Annotated in this window: 23 protein-coding genes; 6 read left to right on the forward strand and 17 right to left on the reverse strand. The window is 60.6% G+C overall.

Features of this window, described 5'->3' with window-relative positions; genetic code table 11:
• Positions 1–58: 58 nt before the first annotated feature.
• The 5 genes from ACR0K9_RS00100 to ACR0K9_RS00120 are packed head-to-tail and all read right to left on the reverse strand — an operon-like array spanning position 59 to position 5,899.
• Positions 59–862, reverse strand: coding sequence for a PaaX family transcriptional regulator C-terminal domain-containing protein (locus ACR0K9_RS00100; RefSeq protein WP_480819792.1), 804 nt, complete (start codon positions 860–862; stop codon positions 59–61).
• A 53-nt stretch (positions 863–915) separates the two neighbouring features.
• The gene (paaZ, locus tag ACR0K9_RS00105; protein WP_480819794.1) at positions 916–2,940 is read right to left on the reverse strand and encodes a phenylacetic acid degradation bifunctional protein PaaZ; all 2,025 of its coding nucleotides are present in this window, start codon (positions 2,938–2,940) and stop codon (positions 916–918) included.
• A 28-nt stretch (positions 2,941–2,968) separates the two neighbouring features.
• The gene (locus ACR0K9_RS00110; protein ID WP_480819796.1) at positions 2,969–4,321 is read right to left on the reverse strand and encodes a TRAP transporter large permease; all 1,353 of its coding nucleotides are present in this window, start codon (positions 4,319–4,321) and stop codon (positions 2,969–2,971) included.
• Positions 4,318–4,824, reverse strand: a complete 507-nt coding sequence (locus tag ACR0K9_RS00115) for a TRAP transporter small permease (protein ID WP_480819798.1) — start codon at positions 4,822–4,824, stop codon at positions 4,318–4,320. The genes ACR0K9_RS00110 and ACR0K9_RS00115 overlap by 4 nt, the downstream gene beginning before the upstream one ends.
• Before the next feature lie 55 nt (positions 4,825–4,879).
• Positions 4,880–5,899, reverse strand: coding sequence for a TRAP transporter substrate-binding protein (locus tag ACR0K9_RS00120; RefSeq protein ID WP_480819800.1), 1,020 nt, complete (start codon positions 5,897–5,899; stop codon positions 4,880–4,882).
• A 179-nt stretch (positions 5,900–6,078) separates the two neighbouring features.
• Here ACR0K9_RS00120 and paaG point away from each other — a divergent pair, with 179 nt between their 5' ends.
• The 5 genes from paaG (at position 6,079) to ACR0K9_RS00145 (ending at position 9,521) form a co-directional block, all read left to right on the forward strand.
• On the forward strand, positions 6,079–6,864 hold the full coding sequence (gene paaG, locus ACR0K9_RS00125; RefSeq protein WP_480819802.1) for a 2-(1,2-epoxy-1,2-dihydrophenyl)acetyl-CoA isomerase PaaG: 786 nt from the start codon (positions 6,079–6,081) through the stop codon (positions 6,862–6,864).
• A 1-nt stretch (position 6,865) separates the two neighbouring features.
• A complete protein-coding gene (gene paaI / locus ACR0K9_RS00130; protein WP_480534043.1) occupies positions 6,866–7,294 on the forward strand; it encodes a hydroxyphenylacetyl-CoA thioesterase PaaI in 429 nt (142 codons plus the stop codon).
• Between the two features lie 15 nt (positions 7,295–7,309).
• Positions 7,310–8,617, forward strand: coding sequence for a phenylacetate--CoA ligase PaaK (paaK, locus tag ACR0K9_RS00135; RefSeq protein WP_480534041.1), 1,308 nt, complete (start codon positions 7,310–7,312; stop codon positions 8,615–8,617).
• A gap of 22 nt (positions 8,618–8,639) precedes the next feature.
• Positions 8,640–9,236, forward strand: coding sequence for a TetR/AcrR family transcriptional regulator (locus ACR0K9_RS00140; protein WP_480534039.1), 597 nt, complete (start codon positions 8,640–8,642; stop codon positions 9,234–9,236).
• A 69-nt stretch (positions 9,237–9,305) separates the two neighbouring features.
• Positions 9,306–9,521, forward strand: a complete 216-nt coding sequence (locus ACR0K9_RS00145) for a hypothetical protein (RefSeq protein ID WP_480819804.1) — start codon at positions 9,306–9,308, stop codon at positions 9,519–9,521.
• Positions 9,522–9,524: 3 nt separating this feature from the next.
• On the opposite strand, the gene ACR0K9_RS00150 is transcribed toward ACR0K9_RS00145, so the two are convergent.
• The 9 genes from ACR0K9_RS00150 to ACR0K9_RS00190 all read right to left on the reverse strand — a co-directional run bounded on the left by ACR0K9_RS00150 (position 9,525) and on the right by ACR0K9_RS00190 (position 16,558).
• Complete coding sequence (locus tag ACR0K9_RS00150) at positions 9,525–10,283, reverse strand: Phenylacetic acid catabolic protein (protein ID WP_480819806.1); 759 nt, start codon at positions 10,281–10,283, stop codon at positions 9,525–9,527.
• 12 nt (positions 10,284–10,295) lie between these two features.
• Positions 10,296–11,369, reverse strand: a complete 1,074-nt coding sequence (gene paaE / locus ACR0K9_RS00155; protein WP_480819808.1) for a 1,2-phenylacetyl-CoA epoxidase subunit PaaE — start codon at positions 11,367–11,369, stop codon at positions 10,296–10,298.
• A 14-nt stretch (positions 11,370–11,383) separates the two neighbouring features.
• Positions 11,384–11,842: a 1,2-phenylacetyl-CoA epoxidase subunit PaaD gene (gene paaD / locus ACR0K9_RS00160; RefSeq protein WP_480534031.1), complete on the reverse strand. Its 459-nt coding sequence runs from the start codon at positions 11,840–11,842 to the stop codon at positions 11,384–11,386.
• Positions 11,843–11,848: 6 nt separating this feature from the next.
• Positions 11,849–12,616: a 1,2-phenylacetyl-CoA epoxidase subunit PaaC gene (gene paaC, locus ACR0K9_RS00165; RefSeq protein WP_480819810.1), complete on the reverse strand. Its 768-nt coding sequence runs from the start codon at positions 12,614–12,616 to the stop codon at positions 11,849–11,851.
• Positions 12,616–12,900: a 1,2-phenylacetyl-CoA epoxidase subunit PaaB gene (paaB, locus tag ACR0K9_RS00170; protein ID WP_170404692.1), complete on the reverse strand. Its 285-nt coding sequence runs from the start codon at positions 12,898–12,900 to the stop codon at positions 12,616–12,618. Before paaB ends, paaC begins: the two co-directional genes overlap by 1 nt.
• 23 nt (positions 12,901–12,923) lie before the next feature.
• A complete protein-coding gene (paaA, locus tag ACR0K9_RS00175) occupies positions 12,924–13,916 on the reverse strand; it encodes a 1,2-phenylacetyl-CoA epoxidase subunit PaaA (protein ID WP_480534027.1) in 993 nt (330 codons plus the stop codon).
• A gap of 15 nt (positions 13,917–13,931) precedes the next feature.
• On the reverse strand, positions 13,932–15,134 hold the full coding sequence (gene pcaF / locus ACR0K9_RS00180) for a 3-oxoadipyl-CoA thiolase (RefSeq protein WP_480819812.1): 1,203 nt from the start codon (positions 15,132–15,134) through the stop codon (positions 13,932–13,934).
• Positions 15,135–15,327: 193 nt separating this feature from the next.
• Positions 15,328–15,546: a DUF1127 domain-containing protein gene (locus tag ACR0K9_RS00185; protein WP_480819814.1), complete on the reverse strand. Its 219-nt coding sequence runs from the start codon at positions 15,544–15,546 to the stop codon at positions 15,328–15,330.
• A gap of 193 nt (positions 15,547–15,739) precedes the next feature.
• Complete coding sequence (locus ACR0K9_RS00190) at positions 15,740–16,558, reverse strand: cyclase family protein (RefSeq protein ID WP_480819816.1); 819 nt, start codon at positions 16,556–16,558, stop codon at positions 15,740–15,742.
• 236 nt (positions 16,559–16,794) lie between these two features.
• Here ACR0K9_RS00190 and ACR0K9_RS00195 point away from each other — a divergent pair, with 236 nt between their 5' ends.
• Entirely contained in the window at positions 16,795–18,888 is a 2,094-nt protein-coding gene (locus ACR0K9_RS00195; RefSeq protein ID WP_480819818.1) for a 3-hydroxyacyl-CoA dehydrogenase NAD-binding domain-containing protein, read from the forward strand.
• A gap of 154 nt (positions 18,889–19,042) precedes the next feature.
• On the opposite strand, the gene rpe is transcribed toward ACR0K9_RS00195, so the two are convergent.
• The 3 genes from rpe to ACR0K9_RS00210 all read right to left on the reverse strand — a co-directional run bounded on the left by rpe (position 19,043) and on the right by ACR0K9_RS00210 (position 21,091).
• Positions 19,043–19,732 (reverse strand): ribulose-phosphate 3-epimerase, encoded by a 690-nt coding sequence (gene rpe / locus ACR0K9_RS00200; RefSeq protein ID WP_480819820.1) that lies wholly within the window; start codon positions 19,730–19,732, stop codon positions 19,043–19,045.
• A gap of 168 nt (positions 19,733–19,900) precedes the next feature.
• Positions 19,901–20,584: a DUF1045 domain-containing protein gene (locus tag ACR0K9_RS00205; RefSeq protein WP_480819822.1), complete on the reverse strand. Its 684-nt coding sequence runs from the start codon at positions 20,582–20,584 to the stop codon at positions 19,901–19,903.
• Positions 20,585–20,614: 30 nt separating this feature from the next.
• Complete coding sequence (locus ACR0K9_RS00210; protein ID WP_480534013.1) at positions 20,615–21,091, reverse strand: class I SAM-dependent methyltransferase; 477 nt, start codon at positions 21,089–21,091, stop codon at positions 20,615–20,617.
• Positions 21,092–21,094 lie beyond the last annotated feature (3 nt).

Raw genomic sequence — 21,094 nt, forward strand, 5'->3', positions numbered from 1 at the left:
TTGTTTCTGTCAACGGATGATATGGGGTTGCCGCGTGAATTGACAGGACACCTGTTTGTCAACCATTCCCGCTCAGCACGGCGGCTGACGGGCGTGGCAACCGGTCAAGCAGGCGAAACACGCTGTCGCGACAGGCGGGACCTGCCCAGTCAGGTGGATAGAAAGCCGGGGGCAGGTCGGGCTGGCGGAGCACGACGCGCCGCCATCGATGCACCAGCAATGTGCGCAAAGTCGCGCTCTGCAATGGCGCTGGTGTCCAGGTCTCGGGGCGAGACCTGGCGGCGCGCTCCACCGCGTCCAGAAGGGCCCGGCACGACGCGCGCTGCTCGGGTGGGCACAACCGGTTCTGAACCCATCCGGGGGCCGTGCCCGGAGTGATTTCCAGCGCCAGAAGATCATCCGTCTGGGCCGGGGCAGGACCAGTACCCAGCGCAACATTGCGCCCGATGGGGATATAGTCATGGCTGAGCATCACGTCCTCAAGCACCTGTGTGCCGGTTCCGTCCTCTGCGATCAGCAGATGCCAATGCTCGACCGGCGAAGGGCCGCGCGCATAGATGCGGGGTGTCACGGCTGCGGACTGGGTCCGGCCAAATTCCGTCAGCACATGGCGTGAGACGCGGCCGATCCGGTCACTCTCAATCCAGCCATCCTTGCGCAGGCGATGTACAGCGACCCGGATCGCTTCGGGCTTGATGCCCATCGGCTCAATGATCCGGGTCAGAGCCCCACCCGAAATCTGCGCGCCGGGCTCCTGCGCCATATCGCCGAACAGTGAGACAATAATCGACCAGACCCGCTGGTCTTGCGGGTCCGTCAGTTCGGCCACAGCCGTTTCGAACCACGAGTTCTGCTTGGTCATACGACCAGTTTAACCCATTATGCCGAATAAGAAAAACAGGTATGTGCAGCCGGTCAACGAGCGTTCATTGTCAGCAGCTCGTATTCCGCCACCAGCTCATCATCCTGATTGGTCAGGGAGACGTGCCAGCGGACCTCGCCATAATCGTCGTTACGCGGAGTTTTCTGCTTTACTGTCAGACGCACCTTGATGCTGTCTCCGGCACTGACGGGTTTCATGAACCGCAGCCCGTCCAGCCCGGTATTGGCCAGCACCGGCCCCTCGTTCGGTTCGACAAACAGACCCGCAGCGAAGCTGAGCAACAGATAGCCATGCGCCACACGGCCGGGGAAGAACGGATTTCGTGCCGCCGCGTCCTCGTCCATATGAGCGTAGAAGGTATCGCCGGTGAAATTGGCGAAATGCTCGATATCTTCCAGCGTGACGGTGCGCGGGGCGGTGTGCAGGGTCTCTCCGACCTGTAATTCGACAAACCTGCGGGTAAAGGGATGCGCCGGGCCTTTGATTTCGGGCGCTCCGGGGATCCAACGGGTGCCGATGCTGCTGAGCATTCGGGGCGAGCCCTGAATGGCGGTGCGCTGCATATAGTGTTTCACACCGCGCACGCCGCCCATTTCCTCTCCGCCACCCGCGCGGCCCGGCCCGCCATGCACCATATGCGGCAAAGGGGAGCCGTGGCCGGTCGATTCCGCCATCGAGTCGCGGTCGTTGATGTAGATACGTCCGTTATACGCCGCAGACCCCATCACCACGCCGCGTGCGACATCGGTGTCATGGGTGATCAGCGACGTGACCAGAGACCCCTGACCGCGATTGGCCAGCGCCACCGCATGATCCAGATCGCGATAACCCATCAGAGTCGAAACCGGGCCGAACGCCTCGGTGTCATGCACCCGTTGCGCAGTGTCAGGGTCGGCGCAGTGATACAGCATCGGGGGAACGAAGGCGCCAGTTTCGGGGCCGTGCAGGTCGAACGCGTCGGGGTTGCCGAACACCCGTTCAGCCTCTTGCCCGATCAGAGCGGCCTTTTCCAACACATCGGCCTTCTGCCCGTTTGATACCAGCGCGCCCATGCGCGTCGTCTCGGCCCGCGGGTCGCCAATGGTGATCTTGGCCAGCCGTTCCGACAGCGCTCCGATCACGGCATCAACCTGCGCCTGGGGTGCGATGATGCGGCGGATGGCGGTGCATTTCTGCCCCGCCTTGGTGGTCATCTCGCGAGTGACCTCTTTAATAAACAGGTCGAATTCGGGCGTGCCGGGTTCCGCATCCGGGCCGAGAATCGAGGCGTTCAGGCTGTCCTGCTCCGCCACGAACCGCACCGAGTTCTGCAGGATCGCAGGCGTCTGTCGCAACATAAGCGCGGTGCTGGCCGAGCCGGTGAAGCTGACCACATCCTGACAGCCCATGTGATCCAGCATGTCTCCCAACCCGCCCGAGACCAGTTGCAGCGCACCCGCAGGCAGGATGCCACTATCCAGCATGATCCGAACCGCCAGTTCGGTTACATAACAGCTGTTGGTGGCCGGTTTCACGATGGCGGGGACGCCCGCAAGCAGCGTCGGGGCCAGTTTCTCCAGCATCCCCCAGACCGGGAAGTTGAACGCGTTGATATGAACTGCCACGCCCTGCAGTGGCGTACAGATGTGTTGCCCAAGAAAGGTGCCGTTGCGCGACAATTGCTCGATATCACCGTCCAGATAAACCTGCGCGTCCAGCATCTCGCGTCTGCCCTTGGAGGCGAAGACGAACATGGTGCCAATGCCGCCATCGATATCGATCAGGTGGTCTTTCTGGGTCGCTCCGGTCTCGAAACTCAGATCGTAGAGCGCCTGTTTATGCGCCGAAAGTTCTTGCGCCAGTGCCTTGAGCATCCGGGCACGATCATGAAACGTGAGCTTGCGCAGGGCGGGGCCGCCGGTGTTGCGCGCGTAATCCAGCATGGCCTGCACGTCGAGTGCTGCGTTTCCGGCGCTGGCAAACGGAGCGCCGGTGATGGCAGAGGCAATGGTGCGCGCGCCTTCTCCCGGCGCGACCCAGGTGCCAGCGGCAAAGCTGGAAATCTGATGCAGGGACATGGTGTTCTCCTGTTTGATGAGGCGGGGCTTAGTGCCCCAATGCGCCCATTTGCTGCGGCAGGTACAGAACCACGATGGGCACCAGCACGATCAGCGCGAGGCGGAAGATATCGGCGACCCAGAACGGGGTGACGCCGCGAAAGATGGTGCCGGTCGAAACATCGCCCACCACGCCCTTCAGGATGAAGACGTTCAGGCCCACGGGCGGGGTGATCAGTGAGATTTCGGTGACCACCACAACCACGATGCCGAACCAGATCGGATCATAGCCCAGCGACGTGACCAGCGGGAAGAAGATCGGGACGGTCAGCAACAGCATCGAGAGCGACTCAAACACGCAGCCCAGAATGATGTAGATGCCGAGGATCATCAGGATCACAACGAAGGGCGCGACGTCATAGGCCGTGACCAGTGCGATCAGGGCCTCGGGCAAACCGGCCAGATTGATGAAGTTCGAGAATATCTGCGCACCGATGAGTACGGCGAACAGGGCCGAAGCGGTAAAGCAGGTTTCTTTCAACACCTCGAATGTGGACCCAACCGTCAGGCCGCCACGAAACAGGGCAATCAGGAAGGCCCCGGCGGCGCCCATGCCTGCGGCCTCGGTCGGTGAGAAAGTCAGGTTCAGCGGCTCGAAGTCGAAGGCGCCGTAGAGCCCGCCGATCACCAGAAAGAACAGCAGCAGCACGGCCCAGACCGAACCCAGCGCGCGGATACGCTCGGACCAGGTGGCGCGTTCCCCGGCTGGTCCGGCGTCGGGGTTGCGCCAGACGGTCCAGCGCACGGCAAAGAGGTAGAACAAGATGCCAAGGATGCCAGGGATGATCCCCGCCATGAACAGCTTGCCGATCGAGGTTTCGGTCAGCAGTCCGTAGATGACCAGAATGACCGATGGCGGGATCAGAATGCCCAGTGTGCCACCTGCGGCAATTGAAGCGGTCGAGAGTTCGTCGGAATAGCCATAGCGGCGCATTTGCGGCATCGCGACCTTGGACATGGTGGCCGCGGTGGCCAAGGACGAACCGCAGATGGCCGAAAACCCGCCGCAGGCCGCAACCGTCGCCATGGCGATACCGCCACGCATGTGGCCCAGAAAGGCGTTGGATACGGCATAAAGCTCGCGCGCCATGCCGCCCTTGTTTACGAACAGGCCCATCAGGATGAACAGGGGCACCACGGACAGGCCGTAATCCTGTGCGGTATCGGTGATCTGGCGGCCCACCATGGACATGGCCGCCTTCAGCCCGCGCTCGTCAAAGATCGAGCCGCCGCGTTCATAGGCAAAGCCCAAAGTGCCGACCAGGCCCATGGCAAAGACGATAGGCAGGCGCATCAGCACCAAAACCAGAACAATCGCAAATCCGATCAGCGCAGCGGTCATTGCAGGGGCTCCGACAGGGTATGGGGGGCGAAGGCTTTCAGCAATCCGGTGGCGATCATCACCAACGCGGTGATGGCGACGGACAGCGTGATGAACCAGCCGATCAGATAGGTGGGGATCGAGAGATACTCGGTCACATCCCCATAGTCCCGCGCACGTTCAGCCAGAACCCAGACGCGCTGGACCGGCCAGAACAGCATGACGCCACTGACCACGTAAATCACCACGTCGCGCGCCCGTGACAAATGCAGGCGATTGAAGAACCCGTCCGTCAGGTCGACCGCGATATGGCCGTTGGTTGTGGAGACGATGGGCAGGACCGAAAACACCAGAATCGCCATCAGAATACGGGTGAGCTCGGTGGCGGCTTCAATCGGAGCGTTGAAGACCGAGCGCAGGATCACGTCGCAGAAGGTCATCACCATCAGGATGAACAGGGCAGCGCTGGCCACAATCACGGGGAGGGCGCTGGCGCGGCGCACTAGCTGAATTATTGGGATCATCGGGAACTCGCGCAGGAAAGGGCAGGGCGGCGCATATGGCCGCCCCGCGTTCGGATCAGTTCGAGGACATTTCCGATTTGATCATGTCATAGGCGGCCTGCGCGTCGACGCCTGTTGCGTCAACTTCGGCGATGACTTTGCCACGGATGTCTTCGGCGATGGCCGAGAACTTCTCCATGTCAGCGTCGGTGGCGGCGTTGATGGCATTGCCTTCCGCAGCTTCTGTCGCTTCACGACCGGTGGCGTCAATCTCGTCCCAGATCTTGCCGATCTCGCGGCTCAGCGGTTCGCCAAACACGTTTTCCTCAAGCGCTGTCTGCAGGTCTGCGGGCAGATCGGCAAATGTGTCTTCGTTCATGATGAAGGCAAACGAACCACGATAAAGGCCACCCGGCATTTCATAGACGTTCTGCGCCACTTCGGTCAGCTTGAAGCCCTTGCGCGATTCCAGCGGCATGACGACACCATCAGCAGCCTTGGAGGCCAGCGTTTCATAGACCTTGGGGGCGGGCACCTGAATGCCGGTTGCGCCCAGCGCCGCACCGACATCACCGCCAACGCCGCCGGGGATGCGTACCTTCAGGCCGGAAACTTCCTCCAGCGAGGTGACCGGCGTGCTGGAATGCAACTGCGCGGGGCCGTGCGTGTGCAGGGCGATGACCTTGACGCCACGATGCTCATCCGCGGCCTTGAGGTGCTGGTCATAGGCGCGCCAATAAGCGACCGAGGCTTCTTCGGCCGAACCTTCATAACCTGGCAGTTCGATCAGCTTGGTGGTGACGAAACGGCCCGGCTGATAACCGTGGAAGATGATCGAGGCATCGGCGGCACCGTCCATGATCAGGTCCATCTGCGCCGGCGGCGGGGCAATGCCCAGTTTCAGCTCGGCGGTGACCTGCCCGTCGGTGGCCTCTTCCACCATCTCAACGAATTTGGGCCACATCTTTGCGTTGATGCCATGGGTGGGCGGGGCCCAGCTGGAAATCGTCAGCGTGTAATCGGCCGCAAAGGCGATGGTGCCTGACACCGCCAATGTTGCCGAAGCCAGCAGTGTGGTGAGCTTGGTGAATTTCATGACCGGGTCTCCTCCTCAAAAGCGTAAGTCGTGAATCTGGTATTGGTTCGTTTTGTAACTATCAACGGTTCTGAGCAGGTCTTGCGGAACCGCCGAGTCACAAAAGCTTGGAGAATTTATTGACCAACCGTTCGGTTTATGCAAGAAGTTTGTTGTAACTTATGAAAAGCGAACCGGGCATGTCCGACACGATTATTTCGCAGAATATGGGGCAATGGGTTGAAATAACACTCAATCGCCCTGATCGCCTGAACAGTTTCACCGATGAAATGCACCATGCCCTGCGCGCTGCGCTCGAAGGCGCGCGCGATGACGGAGCCCGAGCGGTGCTGCTGACCGGGGCCGGTCGTGGCTTCTGTGCGGGACAGGATTTGGGGGATCGAAACCCCGCAACGATGGAAGGTCCGCCCGATCTGGGTTATACGGTACGCACCTTTTATGCCCCTTTGGTGCGCCTGATCCGGTCGCTGAATCTTCCGGTAGTCTGCGCCGTCAACGGTGTTGCGGCCGGGGCGGGTGCGAATATCGCATTGGCTTGCGATGTGGTTCTGGCCGCGGATTCTGCCAAGTTCATCCAGTCGTTTTCCAAGGTCGGCTTGATCCCTGACACGGGCGGCAGTTGGCATTTGCCGCATCTGCTGGGCGAGGCGCGGGCCAAAGGTCTGGCCCTGACCGGGCAGCCGTTGCCAGCTCAGCAGGCGGCGGATTGGGGGCTGATCTGGAAGGCGATACCCGACGCTGATCTGATGCCCGAGGCGCGCGCGCTGACAGAACAATTCGCAAATGGGCCTACGTTGGGATTGGGTCTGACAAAACAGACGATACAGGCGGCTGCCGTGAACACGCTGACCGATCATCTGGAGATTGAGGCGGACGCGATGAAAACCTGCGGCGAAAGTGCGGATTATGCCGAAGGCGTCACCGCGTTTCTGGAGAAACGCGCGCCGGTGTTTCGGGGGGAATGAGATGACGCCGAAGGAACGCGCCCAAAAGGCTGGCGCCGCCATGTGGGGACGGGACAATGCCTCGCAATGGGCGGGGATGGAACTGGTCGAGATGGATGAGGGCACCGCAACGCTCGCGTTGCAGGTGGCCGACCATCACTGCAACGGGCATGGTATCTGCCATGGTGGCGTGACCTTCATGCTGGCCGACAGCGCCTTTGCCTTTGCCTGCAACAGCCGCAACCAGTCCACCGTCGCACAGCATAATGTGATCAGTTACGTCGCGCCCGCGCAATCCGGCGACCTGCTGACGGCCCGCGCGACGGAACTGAGCCTGACCGGGCGCAGCGGCATCTATGACGTAACCGTAACAAACCAGACCGGCCAGAAGATCGCAGAGTTTCGGGGCTTTTCCCGCGCGGTCAAAGGGCCGGTGTTTGACGAGACCTGAGATAAGGGGGATGGCATGAAGGATCTTACTCCGAACAAGGCGGATCTCGATCCGATCGAAATCGCCTCGATTGATGAAATTCGTGGGCTTCAGCTGGACCGGCTCAAGTGGTCTCTGCGCCATGCCTATGACAACGTGCCAATGTATCGGCAGCGGTTCGACGAGGCCGGGGTGCATCCGGACGACCTGCAATCGCTCAGCGATCTGGCGCGGTTTCCGTTCACTTACAAAAACGATTTGCGTGAGAACTATCCCTTTGGCCTGTTCGCCGTCCCGCGCGAACAGATCATCCGCGTTCATGCCTCGTCAGGGACCACCGGCAAGCCAACCGTGGTGGGCTATACGCAGGGTGATATCGACAATTGGGCGGATCTGGTGGCGCGGTCTTTGCGGGCCAGCGGCTTGCGCCGGGGCGATATGGTGCACAACGCCTATGGCTATGGCCTGTTCACCGGCGGTCTGGGTGCGCATTACGGGATCGAACGTCTGGGGGCCACGGTCGTCCCGATGAGCGGCGGACAGACCGGCAAGCAGGTCGATCTGATCACCGACTTCAAACCGGACGGGATCATGGTGACGCCCTCCTATATGCTGAATATTCTTGAGCAATATCATAAGGTTGGCCTCGACCCGCGCGAATGCTCGCTGGCTGTTGGTGTCTTCGGCGCCGAACCCTGGACGGATTCGATGCGTGCCGAGGTTGAGCAAGCTTTCGACATGCATGCCGTCGACATCTATGGTCTGTCCGAGATCATGGGGCCAGGCGTCGCCAATGAATGCGTCGAGACCAAAGACGGGCCCGTGATCTGGGAGGATCACTTCCTTCCCGAGATCATCGACCCCGTGACAGGCGAGGTTCTTCCCGATGGTGAGATTGGCGAGCTTGTCTTCACCACCCTGACCAAAGAGGGCCTGCCGATGATCCGCTATCGCACCCGTGATCTGACCCGACTGCTGCCCGGCACGGCGCGGTCGATGCGGCGGATGGAAAAGATCACAGGACGTTCGGACGACATGATCATCCTGCGCGGCGTGAACGTGTTCCCCAGCCAGATCGAGGAACAGGTGCTGGCAACGGGGGGTCTTGCGCCCTACTACCAGATCGAACTCTACAAGGCAGGGCGGATGGACGCGATGCGCGTGCATGTCGAGGCGACGCCGGATGCCGCGGATGAGCTGAGCAAAACCGCCGCCGCCCGGATGCTGTCACGCCGGATCAAAGAGGTGGTTGGCATTTCGACCGAGATCGATATAGGCGAGCCGGGCGAGGTCGAGCGTTCGCAGGGCAAGGCCCGGCGCGTTGTCGACAATCGCGACAACTGAGACAGAGACGGAGGGTCAGGATTTGGCGCGCACGATAGCAAAAGACCACGACCACAAGCGGGCTCGCATTCTGAAATCCGCCGCCCGCGTCTTTGCGCAGGAGGGGTTTGACCGCGCGTCGATGTCTCAATTGGCGCGTGAATGCGGGATATCCAAGGCCAATATCTATCACTACTACGATAGCAAGGACGCCATTCTGTTCGACATGCTCGACAGCTATCTGCGGCAGTTGCGTGACCAGATTTGTGGGCTGGACCTTGAGGGGCTGCAGCCGGCGGATCGCCTAAGGCGCGTGATGCGGGAAATCCTGCTGGCCTATCAGGGCGTAGATGACGAGCACCGCGTGCAGACAAGCGGCATGTCCGCCTTGCCCGAGGATCAGCAAAAACTGCTGCGCGGATATCAGCGGGATCTGGTGGTGTTTGTCAGCGACATCATCGCGAACATTGCACCAGCAACGTTCAGGGATGATGCGGCCAAGCTGCGGGCCACCACCATGTCCGTATTCGGGATGCTGAACTGGTTTTACATGTGGAATGCAGGCGCGGATGCCGAGGCGCGCAGCGACTACGCCGCGCTGGTCAGCGATCTGACTTTGTCAGGTGTTGACGGTCTTTGATGCGAGGCTGGCGCAGAGTTGATTTGGATCTGTCGCCCGGATGGGTTTGAATAAGGGCGGAGGCCCTTCATGAATAGCCCTGAGCGTTTCGACAAATTCTACTTTGCCAAAGTTGGTCTGGGCGAAGCCTGCGGCTGCGCCGAACGCGTGATTGATGTGTTCGAGTTCAACCGCAAAAGGGGCGTGCAGGACCAGCAGGTAGTGAAAAAAGACCGTCGCAAGCGTCGGTCCTTTCGCGGATTGGCTGTGAAATATGGGTTGCTTAGCCGAAAACGCCAGCCGTAAAGGTCACGGCGCAGTCAGCCCCAGTTTGCCGACCTGCTCGGTCGCTTTCGCCACCCACTGATCTTTCATCTCGGCCCCGGTCGCTTGCCGTAGCCCCAGCTTGCGCAGGGTCTCGGTTTTCTCTGCGGTTCCGGCTCCGAAACTGGCCGCCACGCGGGGCCACCAATAATCAACCGATTCCTGCATCTTGGCAGCCTTGCCCTGTTCGATCAGCTTCAGCGCGCCCTCAAGGGCCAATTCCCCATGGCGTGCCTCGACCGGAGTAATCTCGCGGAAGGCTTCGGCCAGAGGCTGATAGGAGATTTGCGAGAATTGAGCGAGTTGAACGGCAACGGCCTGACTCATCAGCAGGTTCATCACAACGGCGTCCTCCCACCCCTCAATGGGATAGTTGAACACCGCAAGGCGCATGTCGTGTTCGGATCGCGTGGCCCCGATATCCGCATCGCGATCCAGACGTGTGGTCCATGGATGGTGATTGGCATAGCGGTCGATATTGGCCCCGAACTCGCCCATGATATTCAGGACACGATCCGCGTTGTCGGTTTTTTCCAGCACAATCTTCGCCGCCGCGATACGTTCCTTGATACCGGGACCCTGATTGATGATGTCGGCAAAACCAGCCGCCCCCGCCAGTTCGCTGTCCACAAACGTCGCCATCAACTTCATCAACTCGGCGCGGTAACGAGGCGGCACATTGGTCGGGTTACTCAGTACGCCACCTGCTGCCAGATAGCTCTCGATTGTCATGTCTTCAGCCATCGTTCCCTCCGTCTACTGATCGTAGTCCACGACCACGGTGTCGGTCAGCGGATAGGCCTGACAACTCAGGACATAGCCTTTCTCGACCTCGTAGTCTTCCAGCGCGTGATTGGCGACCATCTCGACATCGCCCTCAAGCACCCGGCAGCGGCAAGTCGAACAGACCCCGGCCTTACAGGCATAAGGTGCGTCCATCGCATTCTCCAACGCGGCGTCAAGGATCGACTGATCCTTGGGCATGGTGATCGTCTGCGTCGCCCCATCCATCGTGATCGAGGCACTGGTCTGGTTCGCCTGAGAGGCCGTGTCCGCAGCACTTACCTTGCGTTTGGCCCGGCCGGGCTGGGCGCTGGCGAAGAGTTCGAACTTGATCTGCCCGTCATTCAGCCCGTGCGCCCGCAGGGCTGAGGCGATACCCAGCATCATTGGCTCGGGTCCGCAGATAAAGGCCGTGTCAACATTCTGGATATCGATCCAGTGTTCGAAAAGTTCCGCGCATTTGTCTTGCGTGACCAGACCGGTGAAAAGCTCGATTTCCTGCGCATCCGTTTCCAGAATGTGGATGACGTTCAGGCGGCCCATGTAGAGGTTCTTGAGATCCTCAAGCTCTTCCCGGAACATGATCGTGTTCACGCCCTTGTTGGCATAGACCAGCGTGAACCGCGAATGCGGTTCCCGTGCGAGCGTGGTTTTGAGGATCGAGAGAACCGGCGTGATGCCTGACCCGCCGGCAAAGCCCAGATACTGCTTTTCGGCGGACGGATCGATCGCGGTGTGAAAACTGCCCATCGGCGGCATCGCCTGCACCGTATCGCCCACCTTCAGATCGGTGTTGGCCCAGGTCGAGAATGCGCCGCCATCCACACGCTTGATCCCTACCTGCAGAATGCCCTCATCCTTGCCCGCGCAGATCGAATAGGACCGGCGCAGTTCTTCCCCGTCGAAATCGCGGCGGAAGGTCAGGTACTGGCCTTGGGTAAAGTCAAAATCCTCGGCCGATCCATTGGCCGGTTTCAACGTCACCACCACCGCATCGCGGATGGTTTTTTGAATGTCGGTGACTTCCAGGTCGTGAAAGCGTGCCATCCGGTGATCCTCCCTCAGATGCACTTGAAATAGTCAAAAGGTTCCAAACAGTCGCTGCAGCGCCAATGGGCTTTGCACGGGGTCGAGCCGAACTGGCTGACCTTCTCGACCGCCTTGCTGCCACAATGGGGGCAGCGTTCGGGTCCACCGGCGGGCTGGGGCGGGGCGATGCCGTATTCCTCAAGTCGGGCGCGACCCTTGTCGCTGAGCCAATCGGTGGTCCATGCGGGGGCGATGCTGGTCTCGATGCGTATCTCGTCGATCCCGTGATCGCGCAGTGCGGTTTCGATATCCATGCTGATGACCGATGTTGCCGGGCAGCCGGAATAGGTCGGTGTGACCGTCACCTTCAGCGTGTCATCATCCCACCGCACATCGCGCACGATGCCCAGATCGACGACCGAAATCACCGGGATTTCGGGGTCGGGAACCGCGTCCAGCCATTCCCACACCTGATCGGTCGAGGCCCGCATCAGCCCTTACCACGTCGCGCCGGGATAGGCGCGTTGCAGCCATTGCATCTGTGTCAGCAGATGGCCCAGATGCTCGGTATGCATCCGCCCGTCGCGCCCGCCTTTGTGGGCAAAGCGGCTTTCGGGAATGGTCAGGGTTGCCTCGGACAGCACGCGCCCGACCAGAGCGTCATATTCTGCGCGCAGATCAGCCGGGCTCGGGGCGATCCCCGCCGCGACCATCTCGGTATCGACATCATCGCTGGCAAACATCTCGCCCACATAGGGCCAGAGATAATCCAGCGCCTCCTGCATCCGGGCATGGCTTTCCTCGGTGCCGTCGCCCAGCCCGACCACCGTGTCGCCCGAGCGTTCGAGGTGATAGGTGACCTCTTTGTTGGCCTTGGCGGCAATCGCCGCGACCCGTTCGTCAGAGGATGTCATCAGACGCCCCAGCATGATCGAATGCCATGCATCAAACAGGAACTGGCGCATCAGGGTGCGGCCGAAATCGCCGTTCGGCATTTCGACCAGCAGCACATTGCGGAAATCCCACGCGTCGCGCAGAAAGGCCAGATCATCGGCGGATTTGCCGCCGTCGATCTCACCCGCGAGGCCCAGCCACATCTGGGTCTGGCCGATCAGGTCCAGGGCGGTATTGGCCAGCGCGATGTCTTCTTCCAGCACCGGCGCATGACCGCACCATTCGCTGACGCGGTGGCCGAGGATCAGGGTATTGTCCCCCATCCGCAGCAGGAACTGCACCAAAGCGTCATTGGAAACCGAGACACTCATTACATCGCCCCCACTTCTTCGGGAATGTCGAAGAAGGTCGGATGGCGGTACACTTTGCTTTCGCTGGGTTCGTATAGCGGACCTTTGTCGCTGGGCGACGAGGCCGAGATATTGTTGGCCTCAACCACCCAGATCGAAACGCCTTCGTTGCGACGGGTATAGACGTCGCGTGCGTTCTTGATCGCCATTTCCGCGTCCGGTGCGTGCAACGATCCGACATGGCGGTGGCTCATACCATGCTGTCCGCGGATGAAGATTTCCCACAGGGGCCATTCGTTGTTCATTTGGTATCCTCCTCAGGGCAGTCTTATTCTGCAGCCAGATTTGCGGCGCGTTTCTTGCGGGCATGGGCCAGCAGCCCGTCGCGCACCCATTTGCCGTCGTCCCAAGCCTTATTGCGCGCGGCCAGACGGTCGACATTGCAGGGGCCGTTGCCCTTGATGACATCGAAGAACTCGGACCAGTCGGGTTCCGAGAAATCGTAGTGCCCGCGTTCCTCGTTCCATTTCAGGTCCGGGTCGGGAATGGTCAGGCCCAGATATTCCGCCTGTGGAACGGTCTGGTCGACGAATTTCTGGCGCAGCTCGTCATTGGTGTTGATCTTGATCTTCCACGCCATCGACTGGGCCGAATGGACCGAGTCCTTGTCGGATGGCCCGAACATCATCAGCGACGGATACCAGAACCGGTTCATGGCATCCTGTGCCATTCGGCGCTGTTCCGGCGTGCCCTCGGCCATCTTGCGGATGGCGTCATAGCCCTGCCGCTGATGGAACGACTCTTCCTTGCAGATGCGGATCATCGCCCGCGAATAGGGCCCGAAAGACGTCCGCTGCAGCGGCACCTGGTTCATGATCGCGGCCCCATCGACAAGCCAGCCTACGGCGCCGATATCGGCCCAGTTCAGCGTCGGATAGTTGAAGATCGACGAGTATTTCATGCGCCCGTCCAGCAACATCTCGGTGATCTCGTCCCGGCTGACGCCCAGCGTCTCGGCGGCGCAATACAGATACAGCCCATGTCCGGCCTCATCCTGCACCTTGGCCAGCAGGATGGCCTTGCGCTCCAGCGTGGGCGCGCGGGTGATCCAGTTGCCTTCGGGCAGCTGGCCGACAATCTCGGAATGCGCGTGCTGGCCAATCTGACGGATCAGTGTGGCGCGGTAATCGTCCGGCATCCAGTCCTTGGGCTCGATCTTGATATCGGCGTCGATCTTGTCCTGAAAGGCGCGTTCCTGCTCGGACATCTCCTCGCGGGTTTTTACGCCTGTTCCGGCAGTCTTGATCATCTGAGCATACATGTCGGGTCTCCTCCCTTACACGCGTTCGAGAATAAGTGCCGCGCCCTGTCCGACGCCCACGCACATGGTGCAAAGCGCATAGCGTCCGCCCGTGCGGCGCAGTTGATAGGCCGCAGTCATCACCAGCCGCGCACCGCTCATCCCAAGAGGGTGGCCAATCGCAATTGCGCCTCCGTTCGGGTTCACATGCGGGGCGTCGTCCGCCACGCCCAACTCGCGCAGCGTCGCAAGACCTTGCGAGGCAAAAGCCTCGTTCAATTCTATCACATCCATCTGATCGATGCTGAGCCCGGCACGGGCCAGCACCTTCTGGCTGGCTGGAACCGGGCCAATGCCCATTACGCGTGGTTCGACCCCGGCCACGGACATTCCAACCACGCGGGCCATCGGGGTCAGATTGTTCTTTGCTGCCGCGGCTTCATTCGCCATCAGAATGGCCGCCGACCCGTCGTTCACCCCGGATGCGTTCCCGGCGGTTACGGTCTTGTCCGACCCGTTGATGCCTTTCAGGCCTGACAGTTTCTCGGCTGTGGTCCCCGGGCGCGGATGCTCGTCGGTGTCGACGACCACCGGATCACCTTTACGCTGCGGGATTGTGACCGGGGTGATCTCCTCCTGAAACACCCCGGTCTGGTGCGCCGCGGCCCAGCGGGCCTGGCTGCGTTCGGCAAAGGCGTCCTGATCGGCGCGGCTGATGCCATAAGCTTCCGCTACGTTATCTGCTGTTTCGGGCATAGAGTCGATGCCATAATTTTGCCGCATTTTCGGGTTCACGAAGCGCCAGCCGATCGTGGTGTCATAAACCGTATTGGCGCGCGAAAAGGCCGAGGTTGCCTTGGGCATCACAAAAGGCGCGCGCGACATGCTTTCGACGCCCCCGGCGATGGCCATGTCATAATCCCCGGCCCGGATCGCACGGGCCGCCATGCCCACCGCGTCCATACCCGAGGCACAGAGCCTGTTGATCGTCGTGCCGGGCACATCGATGGGCAGCCCCGCCAGCAATGCGGCCATCCGCGCCACATTGCGGTTGCTTTCACCCGCCTGATTGGCGTCGCCATAGATCACGTCGTCCACGCTCGCCCAGTCGACCTGCGGGTTGCGCGCCATCAGGGCAGCAATGGGGATCGCCGCCAGATCATCCGTCCGCACCTGGCTGAGGCTTCCGCCATACCGTCCGATTGGGGTGCGCTGAGCGTCGCAGATAAAGGCGTCCATTGGGCGAGGGCTCCGATTTTGATGCCGTGTCATTAAGTGACCGGTAGGTCGGTTAATAAGCTCGACACTGATTCGCGGCAAGTAAAATGTAACGTAATCTCTTCAAAATCTAGAAAACGGTAACGTATTGGTCCGACCCAAAGAAAAAGCCCGCAGGATTGCGGGCTGTTTTATGAAGAGTGATCTGAGTTGGTCAGATCACGTCGGCCATGACCAGTCGCACAATGTCTTCGCGGCGCAGACCGCGAGCGTCCAGCTCTGCGTCGGACAGGGGCCAGAGCGCCTGAATCTTGCGGACTTTTACACGCGCGCTGCCAATTTCTGTGATGGCCTGCAGAATGCCCCTGGCAATATCAGTGGTCGCTTCAAAGGCTGAGTGCAGGGAAAAATTTTGCGTTGCTGATGATCGCATATATCCGGGTCCCGCTGATCGCTGAATTTCGGCTATCTGCCTATCGCAAGCCCGGTAATGTGGCCACATCACACAGGTCATAGCGGCCGTGCAGCGAGTGCAATTCAGGGCATAAGAACCGCGACTTTCCCATAAAATTAAGGGCAGAGCCGACGCTCTGCCCAAATGCTGCGTCAATTTGCCTGCCGTTGCTTCAGACCATCGCAAAAATCCGCGCCGGTCCGCCCGAGCCACCGCGATGGGCAGGGACCCCAACGACCAGAGTGGCTCCGCTGGCGGGGACCTTTTCGAGATTGGCCAGATTCTCGATGCCATAGCGGTTGGTGGGCAGCCACGCGTAATGGGTTGCAAAATCTGCTGACGGCCCGTGATCCAGAGACAGAGAATCCACGGCCAGCGCAACAGCGCCGGTTTCATCCATCAGCATCTGCGCAGCTTCGACGTGGTAACCGGGGAAGTGCATCTTACCCTCATCATCGGCATTGCGGAAACCGGTTGTGGCCGTCTTTGCCCCCCATCCGGAATGCATCGCCACACAAGCGCCATCAGGTATCGGCCCGTTGGCATCAATCCATGCCTTCAGATCATCCGGGGTGACCTGAGCATCCGCATCCTCAGCCGCCCGTGCCGCGATATCGACCACACAAAGCGGGCAGACAAGGTTGGATACCGGGATCTCGTCAACAGACTGGCCGTCCGCTGAAAAGTGCAGTGGTGCATCGATATGCGTGCCGGTATGTTCGTTGACCGCAAGATTGAACAGGTTAAAGCCGTGATCCTTGAAGTTGAAGGCCTGTGTGGCCTCGATTCCGGGTTGTCCGAAATAGGTTGGGAAATCGGCGTCATAGATATGGGTCATGTCCACGACCTCACCAGCGCCTGCCGCCAAAGCAGGGGGGGTACTGGCCACCCCAAGCGCCGCGCCGGCCGCGACCGACGCCCCGGCCTTGAAGAAGGATCGCCGGGACATCATTCGGTCTTTCACGGCATTCATCACGCAAATATCGCACATGTTAGCTCTCCTTTTAATGGCGCTGATCTTTGGATAGTGCCCCGTGCATCGGGCAAAGTACAATTATAGCTGCACAGGCAGACGATAGCGCGCCCCGGTTCTGGTGGCGCTCACATATCAGTTAGAGCGGTGTTGTGTTTTAAAAACCGAACGGTTGGTCGAAAATATACTTGAATACCGGGCCGGACCGGGCCAGTCTTTGTCGCGAATGAAACTCGGGTGGAGAGGTCAGGCGCATGTCCCAAGCGATCGGCTATGTGAAAATCGATGATATCGTGGTGCTGGCCGCGCAAAACCCGCCGGTAAATGCGCTGGGGGTTGAGGTGCGCCGTGGCATTCTGGCCGGGATCGAACGTGCCGAGGCCGAGGGTGCGCGCGCTGTGTTGATCTATGGCGACGGACGAACCTATTTCGCGGGTGCCGACATCCGGGAATTTGGCAAACCCCCGCAGGACCCGTCTCTGCCTGCGTTGTGCAACCGTATCGAGACCTCGCCTTTGCTGGTGGTTTCCGCCCTGCACGGCACCGCGCTGGGTGGCGGGCTCGAGGTGGCGCTGTCCTGCCATTACCGGATCGCGGTACCCTCGGCGAAGGTCGGGCTGCCCGAGGTCAATCTGGGTATCCTGCCGGGTGCCGGTGGAACCCAGCGATTGCCGCGCTTGACCGGAGCAGAAGCCGCGTTGGACATGATCACAACCGGGCGGCACGTACAGGCCCGCGAAGCGTTGGAACTGGGAGTGCTGGATCGTGTGGAAGAGGGCGAGCCGCGCGAAATTGGGCTGACCTATGTGCGCGAACTGCTCGCCGGCAACGCGCCACGCCGTGCGGTCTGTGATATGCCCGCGCCCGTCCCGGTCGATTTTGACGCGATCTATGATGCGGTGCTGAAGAAGGGGCGGGGCCAGCTTTCACCTGCGGTGGCCGTGCGCGCGGTTCAGGCCGCCAGCGAGGCCGAAGATTTTGCGGCAGGTCTGGCGCGTGAACGTGAATTGTTCATGGAACTCATGGCCTCGGATCAGCGCAAAGGGTTGATCCACGCCTTCTTCGCCGAACGTGCAGTATCGAAGCTCCCCGCACTGGAAGGGATCGCACCGCGCGCGCTGCAGCAGGTCGGTGTCGTTGGCGGCGGCACAATGGGTGCAGGCATAGCGACTGCTGCATTGCTTTCAGGTCTGTCGGTGGTCCTGCTCGAAATGTCGTCAGACGCGGCCGATGCAGCCAGAGACAGGATTGCTGCAAATCTGAAAGGTGCTGTGAAACGCGGGAAACTGAGCCCCGAAGGTCATGACGACATCCTGCAAAACAGGCTGACGCTTTCATCAGACTACGCGGTGCTGGGCACTTCTGATCTAGTGATCGAAGCCGTTTTTGAGGACATGGATGTCAAGAAACAGGTCTTCACGCAGCTGGATGCGGTCTGTAAGGCGGGGACGGTTCTGGCGACCAATACCTCATATCTCGATATCAATGAGATCGCGGCATCCACCAGTCGGCCCGAAGATGTGATCGGGTTACACTTTTTCTCGCCCGCTCATGTCATGAAGCTGCTTGAAATCGTCGTGGCGGATCGGACAGCGCCGGATGTGGTGGCAACCGGGTTCGCATTGGGCAAACGTCTGGGCAAAGTCTCGGTCCGGGCTGGTGTGTGTGACGGGTTCATTGGCAACCGGATCCTCAGCGCTTATCGCTCTTGTGCGGATCACATGGTGCTGGACGGAGCGTCCCCGTATCAGATCGACAGGGCGATGACGGGGTTCGGATTCCCGATGGGGCCGTTTGCGGTGTCCGATCTGGCCGGGTTGGATATTGGATGGGCTTCACGCAAGCGCAAACGCGCTGCGGGAATGGACCCGCGCGCGCGCGACAGTTTCTATGCCGACAAGTTGTGCGAGGCAGGGCATTTTGGCCAGAAGACGGGCAAAGGTTTCTACGTCTATGAGCAGGGGCAGCGTGGCGGAGTTCCGAACCCCGAGGTGATGCCGCTGATCGAAGCGGACCGGGCAGCGCAGGGGCTGACGGCGCGCAGCTTTTCGGATGCTGAGATCGTGCGGCGCTATATGACCGCGATGGTGAATGAAGCGGCGCGCGTGGTTGGTGAAGGCATCGCGCTTCGGCCGCTGGATGTGGATGTCACCCTGCTCTATGGTTATGGTTTTCCGCGCTATTGGGGTGGCCCGCTGAAATGGGCAGACCTGCAGGGGCTGCCGACCGTATTGAGCGATATCCGCAAATGGTCCGAAGAGGATGCCTATTTCTGGCAACCCGCGCCGTTGCTTGAGCAACTGGTCGCCGAGGGCCTCAGCTTTGATGATCTGAACAAATCGGGTTGATCGCATCAACCGGAATGCTCCCGCGCCCGCGCAGCATTGGCTACGCCATTACCGCTTGCGGCCTTGGGCCCGGCATCGCGCTTTGCGCGATGCCGGGCCCAACAGGAGGAGGCGTTCCGTCAGGAACGTCGACGACTGGCGGGAGTACCAGTGATCAGCCAAGCGCGCTTTCGGCAGCTGCGCGCACGGCGCGAATGTTGTCGCCATAGACAGATGGGTTGCTCACTGATCCACCCTTGAACACTGCAGACCCGGCAACCAGGACATCGGCGCCAGCTGCCGCGACCAGAGGTGCGGTTGTCGGATCAACGCCGCCGTCAATCTCGATATGTACCGGACGATCGCCGATCATCTCGCGCAGGCGGCGCACTTTGGCTGTCATATCGATGAATTTCTGGCCGCCGAAGCCCGGGTTCACCGTCATGACGCAAACCAAGTCGGTCAGGTCCAGCAGATGTTCGATTGCTTCGGCTGGAGTGCCCGGGTTCAGCGCCACGCCCGCCTTCATGCCTGCACCTCGAATGGCCTGCAGGGTGCGGTGCGTGTGTGGGCCAGCCTCGACATGGGCGGTCAAGATATCGGCGCCTGCATCGGCATAGGCCTGAATATAAGGATCGACCGGCGCGATCATCAGGTGCACATCCATCACCGTCTTCACGTGCGGACGAAATGCCTTGACTGCAGGCGGGCCGAAAGTGAGGTTCGGCACGAAATGCCCGTCCATCACATCGACATGGACCCAATCTGCGCCTTGCGCTTCAATGGCCTGAATTTCCTGCCCGAAATTGGCGAAATCGGCAGAGAGGATGGAGGGCGCGATCTTGATGGAGCGGTCAAAGCGCATGGTGGGCCTCGTGTGGGATCTGGGTTGCGAGCGCGTATAACCGCCTTGGGCTTTGAAGGGTAGTCCTATTGGCCGCGATTTATGGGGCCCGAGGGAGCCGTACGATGGGGGGGTGATTTTGAGTACTTTTGAAAAGATGAAGTGCCGGGATTTGTTTTTGGCCCCGGTTTACTGACCCAAATGATAGCGGTGCAGCAGATGAAACCGGCCATCGGTGGCCTCACCGACCAGGGACAGATCACGGATTTCCAATGATGCTGGAAGCGTAGGTCCGAGCCGCGTCTTCAGCAGGCTGTTGACTGCGCGCAGAGAAGTTTTGTCAAGCTTACCGCTCAGGGTGATGTGAAAGCGGAAGCCGTCCATCACATGCGGATAACCCCATAGGGTGAGGTTGGCCTCTTGCTCGGGCGTCAGTCTGGCGGTGCGGCGGCGGGCCAGTTCAACCTCGGACAGCGGGGCACGGAACCTGTCCAGATCGCGCACGCAGGCAGCGGCCAGCGCGTTGACGGGGCCGGTGTCACCATCTGAAACCAGCGCCAGAAACCGGCCTAGCGGAGTGACCTGTAACCCTGGCAAAATCACCGGCTGCTGTTTTTGCGCAAGTTCTGCACAGGCGGCTTTCAAGGCTGCGAGAGTTTGCCCATCGCGCAGACGAAATGGCGGCTTCAGGGTGGCGTGCAGCCCGTATTTGCGAGGCGTGTCCGTAGCGGCTGCGACATTGATGCCAGGGAGCTCTGGATGCGGAACCGGCTGGCCCGTGCCCACGTCCCAACCCAGCCACGCAGTGCAGAACCGAACCCAATCAGCCTCGGGCGGGGGCAGGAAATAGATTGCGTAACGCGTGAACTCCATCCTGGTGTCTCCGTGCAACACAGCGCCCGATCAGGCCCGGTAGAACAGATACCGGTCCGGAGCGATGGTTTCTGGCCCCCCGATCTGATCGAATCCTACAAGGGGCTGACCCGAGATCAACAACCCTCCGGGGCGCATAACCTGCGCGATCAGAGGGCTGAGGCGCGCCGCCTCGGCCACGTCTTCGGTCTTGATGCCGCGCCCGAAATCGTAATGCGCCAGTGCGATCGTGCGACCTTGTGTGGCCAGTTCCGCCAGCATCGGTTCCGCCTCGCCTTGCAGGAAGTCTGCGGCTGGTGGTGTGCTGTCCGGATGGCATTGCAGAACCCGGTCCATCACCCAGATTCGGCGTTCGGGCAGGATTTCCCGCAGGTGATCATAGGTGCGCCCATTGCCCAGCCCCATGTCGAGCACGTCGCCTTCTGTGCCCTCGATTTGCGCGGCGGCCCAATTCAGCCCGTCACGTTGGGCTGTCAGGCGGCGCAGCATGGAATCAAGTCTGCTCATTCG

It is taken from the genome of Ruegeria sp. L12 (assembly GCF_056531745.1).